The organism is Streptomyces sp. NPDC056361, assembly GCF_042262805.1.
In the GTDB taxonomy this organism is placed as follows: Bacteria; Actinomycetota; Actinomycetes; order Streptomycetales; family Streptomycetaceae; genus Streptomyces.
Genome location: NZ_JBHJQI010000174.1, coordinates 1 through 16,841, shown reverse-complemented (window position 1 = coordinate 16,841; position 16,841 = coordinate 1). Strand labels below are relative to the sequence as shown.

Annotated in this window: 13 protein-coding genes; 8 read left to right on the top strand and 5 right to left on the bottom strand. The window is 71.5% G+C overall.

The window, feature by feature from the left end; all coding sequences use genetic code 11:
• Nucleotides 1-6: 6 nt before the first annotated feature.
• The 3 genes from ACFCY7_RS35665 to ACFCY7_RS35655 all read right to left on the bottom strand — a co-directional run bounded on the left by ACFCY7_RS35665 (nucleotide 7) and on the right by ACFCY7_RS35655 (nucleotide 3,732).
• Nucleotides 7-1,242: a DUF5667 domain-containing protein gene (locus ACFCY7_RS35665; RefSeq protein WP_376490226.1), complete on the bottom strand. Its 1,236-nt coding sequence runs from the start codon at nucleotides 1,240-1,242 to the stop codon at nucleotides 7-9.
• A gap of 298 nt (nucleotides 1,243-1,540) precedes the next feature.
• The gene (locus tag ACFCY7_RS35660) at nucleotides 1,541-2,326 is read right to left on the bottom strand and encodes an ECF subfamily RNA polymerase sigma factor, BldN family (RefSeq protein WP_367824612.1); all 786 of its coding nucleotides are present in this window, start codon (nucleotides 2,324-2,326) and stop codon (nucleotides 1,541-1,543) included.
• Between the two features lie 443 nt (nucleotides 2,327-2,769).
• Complete coding sequence (locus ACFCY7_RS35655) at nucleotides 2,770-3,732, bottom strand: HAD family hydrolase (protein ID WP_376490225.1); 963 nt, start codon at nucleotides 3,730-3,732, stop codon at nucleotides 2,770-2,772.
• 131 nt (nucleotides 3,733-3,863) lie between these two features.
• Here ACFCY7_RS35655 and ACFCY7_RS35650 point away from each other — a divergent pair, with 131 nt between their 5' ends.
• The 6 genes from ACFCY7_RS35650 (at nucleotide 3,864) to hemB (ending at nucleotide 10,853) form a co-directional block, all read left to right on the top strand.
• Nucleotides 3,864-4,145: a glutaredoxin family protein gene (locus tag ACFCY7_RS35650; RefSeq protein WP_376490224.1), complete on the top strand. Its 282-nt coding sequence runs from the start codon at nucleotides 3,864-3,866 to the stop codon at nucleotides 4,143-4,145.
• 272 nt (nucleotides 4,146-4,417) lie between these two features.
• Entirely contained in the window at nucleotides 4,418-5,212 is a 795-nt protein-coding gene (locus ACFCY7_RS35645; protein WP_376490223.1) for a redox-sensing transcriptional repressor Rex, read from the top strand.
• A complete protein-coding gene (locus ACFCY7_RS35640) occupies nucleotides 5,209-6,591 on the top strand; it encodes a glutamyl-tRNA reductase (RefSeq protein WP_376490222.1) in 1,383 nt (460 codons plus the stop codon). The genes ACFCY7_RS35645 and ACFCY7_RS35640 overlap by 4 nt, the downstream gene beginning before the upstream one ends.
• The gene (hemC, locus tag ACFCY7_RS35635; RefSeq protein ID WP_376490221.1) at nucleotides 6,588-7,574 is read left to right on the top strand and encodes a hydroxymethylbilane synthase; all 987 of its coding nucleotides are present in this window, start codon (nucleotides 6,588-6,590) and stop codon (nucleotides 7,572-7,574) included. Before ACFCY7_RS35640 ends, hemC begins: the two co-directional genes overlap by 4 nt.
• Entirely contained in the window at nucleotides 7,571-9,241 is a 1,671-nt protein-coding gene (locus ACFCY7_RS35630) for a uroporphyrinogen-III synthase (protein ID WP_367824607.1), read from the top strand. The genes hemC and ACFCY7_RS35630 overlap by 4 nt, the downstream gene beginning before the upstream one ends.
• A gap of 607 nt (nucleotides 9,242-9,848) precedes the next feature.
• Nucleotides 9,849-10,853 (top strand): porphobilinogen synthase, encoded by a 1,005-nt coding sequence (gene hemB, locus ACFCY7_RS35625; RefSeq protein ID WP_376490220.1) that lies wholly within the window; start codon nucleotides 9,849-9,851, stop codon nucleotides 10,851-10,853.
• A 903-nt stretch (nucleotides 10,854-11,756) separates the two neighbouring features.
• Here hemB and ACFCY7_RS35620 read toward each other — a convergent pair.
• Nucleotides 11,757-12,638: a DUF4253 domain-containing protein gene (locus tag ACFCY7_RS35620; RefSeq protein ID WP_376490219.1), complete on the bottom strand. Its 882-nt coding sequence runs from the start codon at nucleotides 12,636-12,638 to the stop codon at nucleotides 11,757-11,759.
• Nucleotides 12,639-12,768: 130 nt separating this feature from the next.
• On the opposite strand from ACFCY7_RS35620, the gene ACFCY7_RS35615 reads away from it, so the two are divergent.
• Nucleotides 12,769-13,038, top strand: coding sequence for a DUF1876 domain-containing protein (locus tag ACFCY7_RS35615; RefSeq protein WP_376490227.1), 270 nt, complete (start codon nucleotides 12,769-12,771; stop codon nucleotides 13,036-13,038).
• 55 nt (nucleotides 13,039-13,093) lie between these two features.
• Here the strand turns inward: ACFCY7_RS35615 and argS are convergent, their stop codons facing one another.
• On the bottom strand, nucleotides 13,094-14,869 hold the full coding sequence (argS, locus tag ACFCY7_RS35610) for an arginine--tRNA ligase (RefSeq protein WP_376490218.1): 1,776 nt from the start codon (nucleotides 14,867-14,869) through the stop codon (nucleotides 13,094-13,096).
• A gap of 198 nt (nucleotides 14,870-15,067) precedes the next feature.
• Between argS and lysS the strand changes: the two genes are divergently transcribed.
• A complete protein-coding gene (lysS, locus tag ACFCY7_RS35605) occupies nucleotides 15,068-16,792 on the top strand; it encodes a lysine--tRNA ligase (protein ID WP_376490217.1) in 1,725 nt (574 codons plus the stop codon).
• The last annotated feature ends 49 nt before the right edge of the window (nucleotides 16,793-16,841 follow it).

Genomic DNA, 16,841 nt, shown 5'->3' with positions numbered 1-16,841 from the left:
CTTTTGTTAGCGAGCGTCCTCGCTGTCGATGCCGAGGCCTGGAAGGAGGCCCGGCAGGAGTGGCGGAAGGGTGACGTCGGGGACGTCGGGTGTCGGCTCGCCGCCGGTGGGTCCGGTCGGCGTGCCGGTCGGGGAGGGCTTGAGGAGTCCGCCGGCGCTGCCGCCGAGGAGACCGTCGTCCTCCGGCGAGCCGGTTCCGCTGTCCGTGCTCGGGCTGGTGCCCGTGCTGGGGCCGGACGGGCGGGGCGGTGCCGAGTGGCTGCCCGGGGGAGCCGTGTCGGAGGACGGCGGACGCTGGGTGTCCGAGCCCTGCCCGCCGCTCGGGGTGCCGGGCCTGCTGCTCGGGCCCTCGGAGCCGATCGCGCCCCGCTCGGGTGTGCGGGGGAGCATCGACTGGAGCGGCTCGACGTCTTCGTCTATGGCGTCGAAGACGTGCGTCACCTCGCTGCCGACGTCCGCCAGTTGTACGGGGAGTCGGTCGCGGAGGCCGTTCCAGGTGTCCCGGTGGGCCTGGGCGAAGGAGTTGAGCCGGGCCATCGGGGCGATCTCGCCGTCCCGCTGGTACGCCTGGCGGAGCAGGCGGTGGCCTTCGCTGGCGTCGTGCTTCATTCCGCCCAGGACCCGGCGGATCTCGGCGAGGGACTCGTGGTCCAGGTCGCCGGAGCGGCCGCGTTCCATGAGTCTGCGGGCCTCGCTGAGCCGGGTGGAGGCCTGGTCGAGGTAGATGCCGCCGCGGTCCGCGTCGTCGTCCGCCATCCCCAGTTTGATGTCCTCCATGCCCCGCTTGAGCCCGTAGAGCGAGTCACCGGGCAGGGCGTCGGAACTGGCAGCGGCCACTCCGCCGAAGGCTCCCGCCGCCACACCGACGGTGAGACCGCCGGCGGCGAGGCCCTTGGTCCAGCGGGAGCGGGGGCGGAGTTTGCGGAGTGGGGAGGCCCGGTGGGTTCCCTTGCCGCCGGATGTCCGCTGCTCCGGGACCGTAGGGCCCGCGGCCGCGCTCCCCTCCATGAGCATCGCTTCCATGGCGGCCACGAGCTGGGCTCGCTGCACCACCTTGACCTCGGGGTCAAACTGTGGCTTCGGCAGTTCGCCGAGACCGTTCGCCAAGGCCAAAAGCCGCCCCTGCTCGGCCGGCTCGGCCGGGGCTTCGGGCTGCTCGGCCGCCGCGCCCTCGGACGCCCGGTCCTCCAGGTCCTGGGCGAAGGCGTTCGCCCGCCGGTGCGCCGATACGTTCGCGATCACTGGCGGCACCTCCTCTCGTCATGACGGTCGACTCCCCGAGATGTCCGGAAGGTTGCACACCTTGAGCGCATCCACACGAAAGAGTGAGTGGCTGCGGACATGGCGTGTCCACAGGGAGCCTGCATCCCGCACAACGAGCGGCGCGGCACTTGGGTTACGCGCGAAAGATGATCGGACCAGTGCGTCATCGAGGCGTCACCGACTGTGAGTGGGGCAGGGGTCGCGGGGGTGTGGGGGGAGAGGGGGGCAGGGGAGTGCCGACCGGGGTGGGAGTACATGTGTGGGGGGTGTGCAGCGGTCAGCGGGCGTCGTCCGGGAGCAGCCGGGCCAGGGTGCGGACGGCCCGGTACTGGAGGGTCTTGATGGCGCCCTCGTTCTTGCCCATGACCCGGGCGGTCTCGGCGACCGAGAGGCCCTGGAGGAAGCGCAGGGTCACGCACTCCTGCTGCTGGGGGTTGAGGCGGCGGACCGCGTCGAGGAGGGCGGCGTTGGAGAGCGACTCGAGGACGGAGTCCTCGGGGCTGCGCTCGACCTCGTTGGCGTCGAGCATCTCGCCGGTGGTGACCTCGAGGCGGAAGCGGCTCGACTTGAAGTGGTCGGCGACCAGGTTCCGGGCGATGGTGACGAGCCAGGCGCCGAAGTCGCGGCCCTGCCAGGTGAAGGTGGAGATCCGGCGCAGGGCGCGCAGGAACGTCTCGCTGGTGAGGTCCTCCGCGGTCGCCTTCCCGCCGACGCGGTAGTAGATGTAGCGGTAGACCGTGTCGCTGTACTGGTCGTACAGGCGGCCGAACGCTTCGGCCTCGCCGGCCTGGGCCCGCTCGACCAGGTCCATCATCCGGGCGCTGTCGCTGTCGGCGCTGGGCCGGCGGTGGGTGGTCGAGGTCGTGGAGCGCGCACCACGTCTGCCCACGGCGGCCCCGCCGTCGGCCAGGGCGTAGCAAGGGCCGGCGGGTGCCGGTGCGGCGAAGGCGAAGGCGGGGACAGGGCCGGCGTACGCGGTGGGGACGAAGCCGCGCAAGTGGTCGAGGACCGTTGCGCGCAGCGTAGCCAGGCCCGAGGTGTCAACCCCGACGTGTGGGTACACGGGACTCCCAGAGGCAGAGCTTCCATCACGTGCAGTGCGGGACCGTTCACCCGTCGTGACGACGTGAGGGGTCCTTTGTGCGTTTGAGGAGAATAACGCTTCGTACAGGCAGCGCTACACCCAGTTGCTCAAATCACCGGTTCCGTCGTTTCCGTTACTGCTTGCAGTCGGAAAAGGGCCTGGTTCGTGACTAGTTGTTGATCGCTTTGCTTCCGAGTGTGACTGCGCGCACGCTGCGTTGTGCTCAAGTGCGGGGCGGGTGAGTGATCGTGGCCGCTGCTGGGTAAGGAGTCCGGAATGCCTGGCGGTCGACCTGTGCGGTGGTGTTCGACCACGGACGGGTGAGGGCGGTTGGTCCGGGGTTGTCGCAGATGATCGCAGCCGAAACGTATCGGCAGGCGGGCGGCGCGCCCGGACGGCGTGATCCCCGCGGGGTGTTCGCGTCAGTGGCGGCGGCGGTGCAGGGCGACCGCGGCGGCCGTGCCGCCGGCGAGGGCGCCCAGCCCCGCGGCGGCGGGGATGCCCACCTTGGCGGCCTTGCGGCCGGTCCGGTAGTCGCGCAGCCGCCACTCCCGGTCCTTGGCGTGCTTGCGGAGCTTGGTGTCGGGGTTGATCGCGTACGGGTGGCCGACCAGCGACAGCATCGGGATGTCGTTGTGGGAGTCGCTGTACGCGGCGCAGCGGCTCAGGTCGAGGCCCTCGGCGGCGGCGAGGGCCCGTACCGCCTCGGCCTTGGCCGGTCCGTGCAGGGGCTCGCCGACCAGCTTGCCGGTGTAGACGCCGTCGACGGACTCGGCGACCGTGCCCAGCGCGCCGGTCAGGCCGAGCCGCCGGGCGATGATCGTGGCCGTCTCGACCGGGGCGGCCGTGACCAGCCAGACCTTCTGGCCCGCGTCGAGGTGGGCCTGGGCGAGGCCGCGGGTGCCCGGCCAGATGCGGTCGGCCATGTACTCGTCGTAGATCTCCTCGCCGATCGTCATCAGTTCGGAGACGCGGTGGCCCTGGACGATGGACAGTGCGCTGTCGCGGGCGTCCTGCATGTGCTCGGGGTCCTCGACGCCGGCGAGCCGGAACCAGGCCTGCTGCCAGGCGAATCGGGCGAGTTCGCGGCGCTGGAAGAACTTCCGCTTGTAGAGGCCGCGGCCGAAGTGGAAGATCGCGGCGCCCTGCATCACGGTGTTGTCGAGGTCGAAGAACGCGGCCGCCCGTACGTCGCCGACGACCGGGAACTCGGGTTCGGCCGGTGCTTCGGCCTCGGCCGCGCCGGTCGCCGCGGCCGCCTCCTCCCGCTCCCGTTCCAGCTGGAGCGAGGACTTGCGCGCTGCCTCGGCAGCGGCCTCGCCTGCGAGGACGCTGCGCGCGGTGGCGGAGCGCCTACGGGGGGTGAGCCATCCCAGAGCGGCCATATCGTGAGCATAGCCAGTCTGTTCGGTACTTCCCGACTTGTGACGATGCCAGGGCGTGAACAGTGTGGGGCTCCCCTGTTAATCGGGGGCGGTCCGGTCTGCGGCGGGGTCGCGGGCCCGCAGGGCACAGAATGGACGCCATGTTCGGACGGACGAAGAAGAAGGCCGACCCCGCGTCGCGCACGGTGACGCTGATCGGCAAGCCGGGGTGCCACCTCTGCGACGACGCCCGCGCGGTGGTCGAGGCCGTGTGCGCGGAGACGGGTGCACGCTGGGAGGAGAAGGACATCTCCAAGGACGAGGAGCTCCACCGGGCTTACTGGGAGCAGATTCCGGTGGTCCTGGTCGACGGCGAGCAGCACACGTTCTGGCGCGTTGACGCCGAGCGGCTCCGGCGCGAACTGGGTGCGTGACCGAAAGGCGGTTACCATCATGGACGTTTTGTTGGGTTTCGGGGGCAGCGTCGTGAGAGGTGTGTGCGGTTTTGCCCCCTTCGGGTTCTCAACGCGCTGACGCACTCCCCGGTTCCGCGACGACGGGAACCGGCCGCGTGACCCCGGTCACTTTGGCCGGACAAAACGGACACCATCTTTGTGCACGCGTTCACAAAGACATAGCCTGCATTCGACGGGGCGGTCGTGGGACATATGGCCGCCTGCAGCCCCGCTCATCCCGCAGGAGCACCGTGGCAACTGGCCGAACTCACCGACCGGCGACCCGTAGCCGAGGAATTCCCGAGGCCACCGTCGCCCGGCTTCCGCTGTATCTGCGCGCACTCACCGCGCTGTCGGAGCGCTCCGTACCCACGGTCTCCTCCGAGGAGCTCGCGGCCGCCGCGGGCGTCAACTCCGCGAAGCTGCGCAAGGACTTCAGCTATCTCGGCTCGTACGGCACCCGCGGGGTCGGCTACGACGTCGAGTACCTCGTCTACCAGATCTCCCGCGAGCTGGGCCTCACCCAGGACTGGCCGGTCGTCATCGTCGGCATCGGCAACCTCGGCGCCGCGCTCGCCGGCTACGGCGGCTTCGCCTCCCGCGGCTTCCGGGTCGCCGCGCTGATCGACGCCGACCCCGCGATGGCCGGCAAGCCGGTCGCCGGGATCCCCGTCCAGCACAGCGACGACCTCGAGAAGATCATCCACGAGGACGGCGTCTCCATCGGCGTCATCGCGACCCCGGCCGGCGTCGCCCAGCAGGTCTGCGACCGGCTCGTCGCCGCCGGAGTCACCTCCATCCTGAACTTCGCCCCGACCGTGCTCTCCGTGCCCGACGGCGTGGACGTGCGCAAGGTCGACCTCTCCATCGAGCTGCAGATCCTCGCCTTCCACGAGCAGCGCAAGGCCGGCGAGGAAGCGGGCACCGACAGCGGCCCCGAGACGGGTCCGGAGACCGCCGCGACCGTCGCGCCGCCCGCCCCGCGCACCACGGGCAGCGGCCGCAAGGGACCCGACGGGGACGCCCCCGCGGTGATGCCGGCATGAGTCTTCTCGTCGTCGGGCTGAGCCACCGCAGCGCCCCCGTCTCCATCCTGGAGCGCGCCTCGCTGTCGGCGGACACCCAGGCCAAGCTCCTCCAGGACACCCTCGCCGCCGAACCGGCCGCCGAGGGCACCGTCCTGGCCACCTGCAACCGCATCGAGCTCTACGCCGACGTGGACAAGTTCCACGCCGGAGTCGCCGAGCTGTCGACGCTGCTCGCGCAGCACAGCGGCGTCGGCCTGGACGAGCTCACTCCTTATCTCTATGTGCACTACGAGGACCGGGCCGTCCACCACCTCTTCTCGGTGGCCTGCGGGCTCGACTCCATGGTCGTCGGCGAGGGCCAGATCCTCGGCCAGATCAAGGACGCCCTCGCCATCGGCCAGGACCTGCACACCGCGGGACGCCTCCTCAACGACCTGTTCCAGCAGGCCCTGAGGGTCGGCAAGCGCGCCCACAGCGAGACCGGCATCGACCGGGCCGGGCAGTCGCTCGTCACCTTCGGCCTCGAGCAGCTCGCCGACGGCACCGACGTCGAGACCTGGGCCAAGGGCAAGAAGGCCCTCGTCATCGGCGCCGGCTCCATGTCCTCGCTGGCCGCCGCCACGCTCGCGCGGTCCGGCGTCTCCGAGATCGTCGTCGCCAACCGCACCCTGGCCCGCGCCGAGCGGCTCGCCCAGATCCTGAACGAGCCCGGGGGCACCCCCAGAAGCGGCTCCGGGGAAGGCGCGGCGGTGGCCGCACGCGCGGTCGAGATGGTTGCCGTCGGCGACGAACTGACACGTGCCGACATCGTCGTCTCCTGCACCGGCGCCACCGGACTCGTCCTCACCGGCGAAGCGGTCGAGAGCGCGGTGGGGGACCGCTCCGCGCCCCTGTTCCTGCTCGACCTCGCCATGCCCCGCGACATCGACGCCGCCGCACACCGCATCCCCGGTGTCCGGCTCGTCGACATCGAGTCGCTCGCCGAGGCCTCCGCCGACGCGCCCATGGCCGCCGACGTCGACCAGGTGCGGGGCATCGTCTCCGACGAGGTGGCCGCCTTCGGCGCCGCCCAGCGCGCCGCCCACATCACCCCCACCGTCGTCGCCCTGCGCACCATGGCCGCCGACGTGGTGGCCAATGAGGTCGCCCGTCTCGAAGGCCGGCTCCCCGGCCTCGACGACAAGCAGCGCGCCGAGATCACCCAGACCGTGCGCCGGGTGGTCGACAAGCTCCTGCACGCGCCGACCGTGCGGGTCAAGCAGCTGGCCAGCGAGCCCGGCGGCGCCGGGTACGCGGACGCGCTGCGGACACTCTTCGACCTCGACCCGGAGACGGTGGCTTCTGTCAGCCGGGCCGACCTGAATGACGCCGACGTCAAGAACCGAGGGCGAGTATGACCGAGAGGGCACTGAGGCTCGGGACCAGGCGCAGCAAGCTCGCCATGGCCCAGTCCGGGCACGTGGCCGATGCCGTCCGGCAGCTGACCGGCCGGCCCGTCGAGCTCGTGGAGATCACGACGTACGGGGACACCTCCCGGGAGCACCTCGCGCAGATCGGCGGCACAGGCGTCTTCGTCGCCGCCCTGCGCGACGCGCTGCTCGCCGGCGAGGTGGACTTCGCCGTCCACTCCCTGAAGGACCTGCCGACCACCCAGCACCCCGAGCTCGTCCTGGCCGCGATCCCGCGGCGCGAGGACCCGCGCGACGTGCTGATCGCCCGCGAGGGCGTCACGCTCGACACGCTGCCCAAGGGCGCGCGGGTCGGCACCGGTTCGCCGCGGCGGATGGCACAGCTGCACGCCTACGCCCGCAACCACGGCCTGGAGATCACCTGCGTCCCGATCCGGGGCAACATCGACACCCGGGTCGGCTTCGTACACAGCGGTGAACTGGACGCGGTGGTTCTCGCCGCGGCCGGCCTCAACCGCATCGGCGGGACGGCGGAGCTCACCGGCTCCCTGTCGCTCGACCACCTGTCGGTCGACTCCGTCCTGCCCGCCCCCGGCCAGGGGGCACTGGCGATCGAGTGTCCGGCGTCCGACGCCGACCTCGTCGCCGCGCTCGCCGCGCTCGACGACCCGCACACCCGGGCCGCCGTGACCGCCGAGCGATCCCTGCTCGCCGCCCTCGAGGCAGGCTGCTCCGCACCCGTGGGTGCGCTGGCCGACCTCCAGGCCGACGACCCCGGTCACGGGCAGGTTGTCACCGAAATGCGCCTGCGCGGCGTCGTCGGCACCCTCGACGGCTCGACGCTGGTGCAGCTGTCCACCACCGGACCCGTACCCACCTCGCACGACGAGGCAATGGCGCTCGGACGCGAACTCGCGGACGAAATGCTCGCCAAGGGCGCGGCCGGTCTTATGGGGGAGCGAGCACTTTGAACCCCACCAGCCCGACCACCAGCCCCCTGTCCCCGGCCTTCACCGGCCACGGGCACGTGACGTTCCTCGGCGCAGGCCCGGGCGACCCCGGACTACTGACCCTCAGGGCCGTCGAAGCCCTGGCGGGAGCGGACGTCCTGATCGCCGAGCCGGAGGTGCTCGAGGTCGTTCGCGGCCACGCGCGCGCGGGGGTGAGCACGCCGGAACTGACGGTTGTTGACGAGGCGTCAACAGCCGCCGGTGTCCCCGTGTTGAGGGATGCCGCCAATCTTGTCATGGAGGCCGCGAGGGGCGGCAGGCGGGTCGTCCGTGCGGTGACCGGCGACCCCGGCCTCGACGGGTACGCGGGAGCGGAAATGCTCGCCTGCGCCGCCGAGGGCATCCCCTTCGAGGTCGTCCCCGGAGTCGCCACCGCCGTCGGCGTGCCCGCGTACGCGGGTGTGCCGCTGCGCGACGCGCAGGGTACGGACGTGCGCTTCGTCGACGCCCGCACCGCCGACGAGCGGTGCTGGGCCGAGGTCGGAGCCTCCGACGGCACCGTCGTCGTCTCGACGTCCTTGGACTCGGTCGCCGCGGCGGCCGGTGAGCTGGTGGCGGCAGGCCGTAAGCCGGACACCCCGCTCACCGTGACGATCGCCGGCACCACGACCCGGCAGCGCACCTGGAACGCGACGCTCGGCACCATCGCGCAGGTCTTCAAGCAGGGCAAGGTCCTCCCCTCGCCCGAAGGCCACCGGCCGGTCATAGCCGTGGTCGGCGAGCGCAGCGCCGCGGCGCAGCGGGACCAGCTGTCGTGGTTCGAGTCGAAGCCGCTCTTCGGGTGGCGGGTCCTCGTGCCGCGCACCAAGGAGCAGGCCGCCTCGCTCTCCGACCAGCTGCGCTCGTACGGCGCCGTGCCGCACGAGGTGCCGACGATCGCCGTCGAGCCGCCGCGGACCCCGCAGCAGATGGAGCGGGCGGTCAAGGGACTCGTCACCGGACGGTACGAGTGGATCGCCTTCACCTCGGTGAACGCGGTCAAGGCCGTGCGCGAGAAGTTCGAGGAGTACGGGCTCGACGCGCGCGCCTTCGCCGGGATCAAGGTCGCGGCCGTGGGCGAGCAGACCGCCGCGGCCCTGGTGGACTTCGGCGTGAAGCCGGACCTGGTGCCGTCGGGCGAGCAGTCCGCCGCGGGCCTCCTCGAGGACTGGCCGCCGTACGACCCGGTCTTCGACCCGATCGACCGCGTCTTCCTGCCGCGGGCCGACATCGCGACCGAGACGCTGGTCGCGGGGCTCATCGAACTCGGGTGGGAGGTCGACGACGTCACCGCCTACCGGACCGTACGCGCGTCGCCGCCGCCGGCGGACACGCGCGAGGCGATCAAGGGCGGCGGATTCGACGCCGTGCTCTTCACGTCGTCGTCCACCGTGCGGAACCTCGTCGGCATCGCCGGCAAGCCGCACAACGTCACGGTCATCGCCTGCATCGGCCCGGCCACCGCGAAGACCGCGGAGGAGCACGGGCTGCGGGTCGACGTCCTGTCGCCCGAGCCGTCCGTCCACAAGCTCGCCGAGGCGCTGGCGGACTTCGGTCTGCGGCGGCGGGAGGCGGCGCGGGAGGCGGGGGATCCTGTGACGCGGCCCAGTGAGCGGAGGCCGGGGGCGCGGAGGCGTCGTACGACGTAGTCGGGTGTGAGGTGCGGGTCCCTGTACGGGACCCGCACCTTTTTTGCGGGCTGCACCCGGGGTGTTCGGTGGTTGCGGGTGGTGGCTGGGGTGCCTGTGGTGCCTGGTGTGGCTGGTGTGCCCGGTGGTCGGGGGCTGTGCCTGCGGTGCTTGGTGTGCCTGGTGGTCGCGGGCTGTGCCTGTGGTGCTCGTTGTGGGCTGCGTCCAATGCCTCCGCTCGCCCACGTTGTGGGCAATCGTCCGCCTGGGGCGGGACGGGTGGGCACAACGGACGGTGCCCCTTGCCGGGCCTAGGCTTCCGCGCCTGAACCCGCACCACTGGTACGGCTCCGTATGGGTGCGGGTAGGTGCAGGGGGCGGGGGCGCCGCCAGGGCGCCGTCCCGTGTGCCCACCCGTCCCGCCCTGGGGGTCCCCCCGGACGAAGTCTGGGGGAGGGACGATTGCCCACACGGAGGTGGGCGACGGGCGGCGGGGTGGCGGGCGCAGCCCGCATGAGGTGCTGGCGCGGGCCCGCAGGGGGGTGGGGTGGTTGTTCATATGGTGGGTGGGGGTATGCCCACAGGGCGTCGGTAAGGGGAGGGGGCGGGCGGGCGTAGCCTCGGGGGTATGAACTCGTATGGATCGTTTCCGGGGGCGCGGCCGCGGCGGCTGCGGACGACGCCGGCTATGCGGCGGATGGTGGCCGAGACCCGACTGCACGCGGCGGATCTGATCCTGCCGGCGTTCGTGCGTGAGGGGATCACCGAGCCCGTGCCGATCCAGGCCATGCCCGGGGTCGTGCAGCACACGCGGGACACCCTGCGGAAGGCCGCCGTGGAGGCGCTTGAGGCCGGCGTCTCCGGGATCATGCTCTTCGGGGTACCCGAGGACGCGAAGAAGGACGCCGCCGGGACGGTGGGTACGGACCCGGACGGCATCCTGCAGCTCGCCATCCGGGACGTGAAGGCCGAGGTCGGCGACGAGCTGGTCATCATGTCCGACCTCTGCCTCGACGAGTTCACCGACCACGGCCACTGCGGTGTGCTGGACGCCGACGGCCGCGTCGACAACGACGCCACCCTCGAGCGCTACGCCGAGATGGCCCAGGTCCAGGCCGACGCCGGCGTCCACGTCGTGGGCCCCTCCGGGATGATGGACGGGCAGGTCGGAGTCATCCGCGACGCCCTCGACACCATCGGCAAGGAGGACGTGTCGATCCTCGCGTACACCGCGAAGTACTCCTCCGCCTTCTACGGCCCCTTCCGCGAGGCCGTCGGCTCCTCCCTCCAGGGCGACCGCAAGACCTACCAGCAGGACCCCGCCAACCTCCGCGAGTCGATGCGCGAGCTCGCGCTCGACCTGGAGGAGGGCGCGGACATGGTCATGGTCAAGCCGGCCGGCCCTTACCTGGACGTGCTCGCCAAGGTCGCCGAGGCCGTGGACGTGCCGGTGGCCGCGTACCAGATCAGCGGTGAGTACGCGATGGTCGAAGCCGCCGCCGAAAAGGGCTGGATCGACCGCGACAAGGCCATCCTGGAAACCCTCACCGGCATCCGCCGCGCCGGCGCCCAGATGATCCTCACCTACTGGGCCACCGAAGTCGCCCAGAAGCTGGCCGCCGAGCGCGGTTAGCCAGTCGGAGGCGCCGGCCCGAGCCGGGGCAGCCACAGCTCTGGGGCGAGTGGGCGGGCCGAGACCGGGGTCGGGGCTGAGGCTGAGGACTGGAGCCGGCTGAAGACTGGAGCCGGGCCCCAGGGCCGGCCCAGAACTACGTCCAGGGCCAGCGCCAAGCGGATCGGCGCTGCGAGGCAGCCCGGCCCGGCTCGCCCCGGGCACTGCGCGGCTCGGCACTGCCGGGCTGGAGCCGCCCGCGCTGCCCGGCGCTGCCCAGCCCGGTGCCGGCCAGCCCGAGCGCCGGGCTGGAGACGACTGCCGGAGCCGACCCGGCCAGTAGTCACCGGTGATGAAGCCGGGCCTGTGATGAAGCCGGGCCTGTGATGAACCCGGGCCTGTGATGCCCCCGGCCTGTGATGACCCCGGCCTGTGATGACCCCAGGACCGTGACGGACTCGGGCCAGGGGGGACCCCTTGGCTCCGGTGAACCCCGGCCCACAGCTAGCCCGGACCGAGGCAGGCCGCGATCTGTGGAGAGCCCGGCTCCATGGCGAATCCGGTGAGTTCAGGCAGGGTCGGAGCCCGGTGGACCGATGCCGCCCGGCCGCCCTCGATGGGGCTGCCTGCCCAGCTCAGCCCCACCCTGCCGGGCTTGTAACCGCCCAGCCCTGTCCGGCTTGGTGGTGCCCCGTCCTACCCAGCCCTGCCCCACCCAGCTCGACTTGGCCCCGCCCCGCCCGGCCCTGTTCGGGACCTCCCTACTCTCGGCACCTCCACGCCCGGCGCGGACCCGCCCGACCCGTGCTGGGCCTGGGCCCGGAGTGAAGCGGACCCCGGAGTGAAGTCGGCCCCGAGGTGAGTCGGTCCCGAGGGGTGGTCGGGCTCGGGGCGTGTGGCGGCTCATGTGGGAAGGGGTGGGGGTCAGGACCAGCGGAAGGTCCAGATGGGGGCGTTGAGGAGGGTGTGGTGGGCGTAGGTGTGGAGGGTGGGGTGGGGGCTTTGGGTGAGGGTGGTGGGGGAGAAGGCGAGGTGTTCGGGGGCGATGGCTTGGGCTTGGGGGGTGGTGAGGGGTGGGGCGGCTATGGAGAGGAGGAGTTGGTTGGGGGTGAGGGCGATGAGGCGGGCGCCGAAGCGGTCTTCCCAGGAGCGGAGGACGGCGGAGAGGCGGGCGGTGTCGGTTTCGTGGTCGAGGGGGCCGGTCCAGCCGATGGTGGCGGGGATGTCGGCGCTGCGGCGGGCGGGGACGAGGGCGGGGCGGGCGTCGGCGAGCCAGGAGCCGGGTTCGGTGAGGGTGGCGGCGACGGCGACGGCGGCGGCGGTGTGGTCGGGGTCGGTGTGGAGGGGGAGGGCCGGGGAGGTGCCGGGCCAGGCGTCGGTGAAGGGGGAGACGGTCTCGGCGTGGGAGGGGAGGCTGCCGGGCGGTTCCTCGGCTGTGGCTGTGGCTGTGGCTGTGGCTTTGGGGTGGGGGGCGGCCTTGGGTATTGCGGAGGCGGCGGCGTAGGCGTGCCAGAGGTCGGCGAGGACCTCGTCGGCGTCGTGGTCGGCGGGATCGGTGGTGAGCTCCGGGGTCAGGCGCCAGTCGTCGGGGTGGCGGTCCCCGCCGAGGAGGACCGGAAGCAGGCCCGCCGTGCGGGCGGCGGGGCGTAGTGCGGCCCAGGTGTCGGGTCCCGCCGGGGCGTGTCCCGACCAGAGGTACGGGGAGTCCGCGGGGCCGGTGAGGGAGCCGGGCGGAAGGTCGAGGCCGAGGGAGTGGCCGGTCGGGTCGGACGCGAGCCGGGGGAGCTGGTTCGGGATCATCGCCATGACGAGAAGCTACGGGGCGGCACTGACAGCGGGGCCCGGGCCGGTGGGGGCGGGGCGAGTGGTGGGGGTGCGGGGGACGGCGCACTCTGGAGGGGTACCCGACAGGTACCTCGCGGAGGTGGTCCTGATGATGCACACGCTTGTCGGATGGCATGTGGAGATGGAGTTCAAGGAGGAGGGCGACCAGACGCGTGCGGCGGCGATGGTCCGGCTCACCGACGGGACCGAGTTCCGGGCGCGCGGCGTCGCCAACCGGCATCCCTCCGACCCGGAGCAGCTGCGGGTGGGCGAGGAGATCGCCGGGGCGCGGGCCCTGATGGACCTGGCCTCGCAGCTGCTCCAGAAGGCACACACGGAGATCGACGCGGTGTCCGGCCGGACCTCGCACAGCATCCGCTGACGACGAAGCCCCCGGCACGGGACACCGTGTCGGGGGCTTCGCCCAGGGATCGGGATCAGAGGCGCTCGGGCGTCCGGATGCCGAGGAGGGCCATGCCCTGGTGGAGCGTGCGGGCGGTCAGGTCGCAGAGGAAGAGGCGGTTCTCCGCGACCTCCTCGGCCGGCTCCGGCTTGATGACGGGGCACTGGTCGTAGAACGTCGTGTACAGCGAGGCGAGCTGGTAGAGGTACGCCGTCAGCTTGTGCGGGGCGTACTCCGTGGCGGCCTCGGAGACCGTCTCGGCGAACCGGTCGAGGTGCAGGCCGAGGGCGCGCTCCGCCGGGGCCAGCTCCAGCTCGGGGTGGGCGGCGGGGGTGCGGTCGCCGGCCTTGCCGAAGATCGACTTGATCCGGGCGTAGGCGTACTGGAGGTACACCGACGTGTCGCCGTTCAGCGACACCATCTGGTCCAGGTCGAACTTGTAGTCGCGCGCGGCGGACGTCGACAGGTCGGCGTACTTCACGGCGCCGATGCCGACGTACTGGCCGTTCTCGACGATCTCCGTCTCGGTCAGGCCCACCTTCTCGGCCTTCTCGCGGACGACGGCCGTCGCCCGGTCGACCGCCTCGTCGAGCAGGTCGACCAGTCGGACGGTCTCGCCCTCACGGGTCTTGAACGGCTTGCCGTCCTTGCCGAGGACGGTGCCGAAGGCCAGCTGGACGGCCTTGACCTCGTCGTTCAGCCAGCCGGCCCGGCGGGCCGTCTCGAAGACCATCTTGAAGTGCAGCGACTGGCGGGCGTCCACCACGTACAGCAGGGAGGAGGCCTTGAGGTTCTGCACCCGGTCGCGGATCGCGGAGAGGTCCGTCGCCGCGTAGCCGAAGCCGCCGTCGGACTTCTGGACGATCAGCGGGGTCGGGTTGCCGTCCGGGCCCTTCACGTCGTCGAAGAAGACGCAGAGCGCGCCCTCGGAGCGGACGGCGACGCCGGACTCCTCGAGGATGCGGCAGGTCTCGGTCAGCATGTCGTTGTAGCCGGACTCGCCGACGACGTCGCCGTCGCGGATGTCCATGTCGAGCTTGTCGAAGACCGAGTAGAAGTAGATCTTCGACTCGTCGACGAACCGCTGCCAGAGGGCCAGGGTCTCCTCGTCGCCCGCCTGGAGGTCCACGACCCGGGCACGCGCCCGCGTCTTGAACTCCTCGTCGGAGTCGAACAGGGCACGCGAGGCCTTGTAGAGCCTGTTCAGGTTCGACATGGCCTCCTCGCCGGAGACCTCCGCCCCGTCCTCGGCCTTGTGGTCCAGCTCGTGCGGGTGCTCGATCAGGTACTGGATGAGCATGCCGAACTGGGTGCCCCAGTCGCCGATGTGGTGGCGGCGGACCACCGTCTCGCCCGTGAACTCCAGGATCTCGACCATCGCGGCACCGATCACGGCGGAGCGCAGGTGGCCGACGTGCATCTCCTTCGCCACGTTCGGCTGGGCGTAGTCGATCACGGTGGTGCCGGCCGACTCGTTGAACGGCACGCCGAGCCGCGCGTCGGCGGCACGGGCCGCGAGGGTCTCGACGATCGCCGTGTCGGTGACCGTGATGTTCAGGAAGCCGGGGCCGGAGACCTCGATCTCCTTCAGGACGTCGTTCGCCGGGATCGCCTCGACGACCTTCGTCGCCAGCTCGCGCGGGTTGCCCTTCAGCTGCTTGGCCAGCGCCAGGATGCCGTTGGCCTGGAAGTCGGCCCGGTCGCTTCGTCGGAGCAGCGGGTCGGCGGACGCGGCGTCCGGCAGAGCTGCCGAGAGGCCGTCCGCGAGGCGCTGCTGCACGGTCGAAGCGAGGGAAGGGACCGAGGCCATGAGCTTCCGTTCCTGTTGAGTTCGTCAGGTCTAATTCGCTTGTCAAGTGTCCCATGGGAGCGCAACGTGATTTCCCCGCCTGTGGACGACCCGACAGGCACTCCTGTGGACAACCTCGGAGACCGCTCTTCCGTCTGGGAGAATGGATTCACGTAGGGCTGTCAGGCAGAACCCCTCAGGAAGAAGGACGTACCGACCGTGGCTCAGAGCAGCACCGAGACCGACTGGGTCTCCCGTTTCGCGGACGAGGTCATCGCCGAGTCGGAGCGACGTGCGCCTGGCAAACCGGTCGTCGTCGCCTCCGGCCTCTCCCCGTCCGGCCCGATCCACCTGGGCAACCTCCGCGAGGTCATGACCCCGCACCTGGTCGCCGACGAGATCCGCCGCCGCGGGCACGAGGTCAGGCACCTGATCTCCTGGGACGACTACGACCGCTACCGCAAGGTGCCGAACGGCATCGAGGGCATCGACGCGTCCTGGGCCGAGCACATCGGCAAGCCGCTGACCTCCGTCCCGGCCCCCGCCGGCTCGCCCCACCCCAACTGGGCGGAGCACTTCAAGGCCGCCATGGTCGAGTCGCTGGCCGAGCTGGGCGTCGAGTACGACCCGATCAGCCAGACGGAGCAGTACACCGCGGGCACCTACCGCGAGCAGATCCTGCACGCGATGAAGCACCGCGGCGACATCGACGCCATCCTCGACCAGTACCGGACGAAGAAGGCCCCGAAGAAGCAGTCGCAGAAGCCGGTCGACGAGGCCGAGCTGGAGGCCGAGGAGGGCTCCGGCGCGGCGAGCGAGGACGACGGCTCCGGCGGCGCCTCCGGCTACTTCCCGTACAAGCCGTACTGCGGCCGGTGCGAGAAGGACCTGACGACGGTCACCTCGTACGACGACGAGACCACCGAGCTGGCCTACACCTGCACGAACTGCGGCTTCGCCGAGACCGTGAAGCTCAGCGAGTTCAACCGCGGCAAGCTGGTCTGGAAGGTCGACTGGCCGATGCGCTGGGCGTACGAGGGCGTCATCTTCGAGCCCTCCGGCGTCGACCACTCCTCGCCCGGCTCGTCGTTCGTCGTCGGCGGCCAGATCGTCCGCGAGGTCTTCGACGGCGTGCAGCCCATCGGCCCGATGTACGCCTTCGTCGGCATCAGCGGCATGGCCAAGATGTCGTCGTCGAAGGGCGGCGTGCCCACCGCGGCCGACGCGCTGAAGATCATGGAGCCTCAGCTCCTGCGCTGGCTGTACGCCCGCCGCAAGCCCAACCAGTCGTTCAAGATCGCCTTCGACCAGGAGATCCAGCGGCTCTACGACGAGTGGGACAAGCTGGAGGCCAAGGTCGCCGACGGCAGTGTGCTGCCCGCCGACGCCGCCGCGCACTCCCGCGCCGCCCGCACGGCCGCCGGCGAGCTGCCCCGCACGCCCCGCCCGCTGCCGTACCGCACCCTCGCCTCGGTCATGGACATCACCGCGGGCCACGACGAGCAGACCCTGCGGATCCTGACCGAGCTCGACCCCGAGAACCCGGTCACCGCGCTCGACGAGGTCCGGCCGCGTCTCGACCGCGCCGAGAACTGGATCACCAACCAGGTCCCGGCCGACCAGCGCACCATCGTCCGCGAGGAGCCCGACGCCGAGCTCCTCGGCTCCCTCGACGACGAGGGCCGCGAGTCGCTGCGGCTGCTCCTGGAGGGCCTCGACACCCACTGGTCGCTCGACGGGCTCACCACGCTCGTCTACGGCGTCCCGAAGGTCATGGCCGGACTCGACGCCGAGGCCAAGCCGACGCCCGAGCTGAAGCTCGCCCAGCGCGCCTTCTTCGCCCTGCTCTACAAGCTCCTCGTGAGCCGGGAGACCGGGCCGCGCCTGCCCACGCTGCTCCTCGCCGTGGGCGCGGACCGGGTGCGCAAGCTGCTCGGCGCGTGAGCGTCCGCGGGTGACATGAGTACGTGAAGAGGGCCGCTCCCCGGAATCC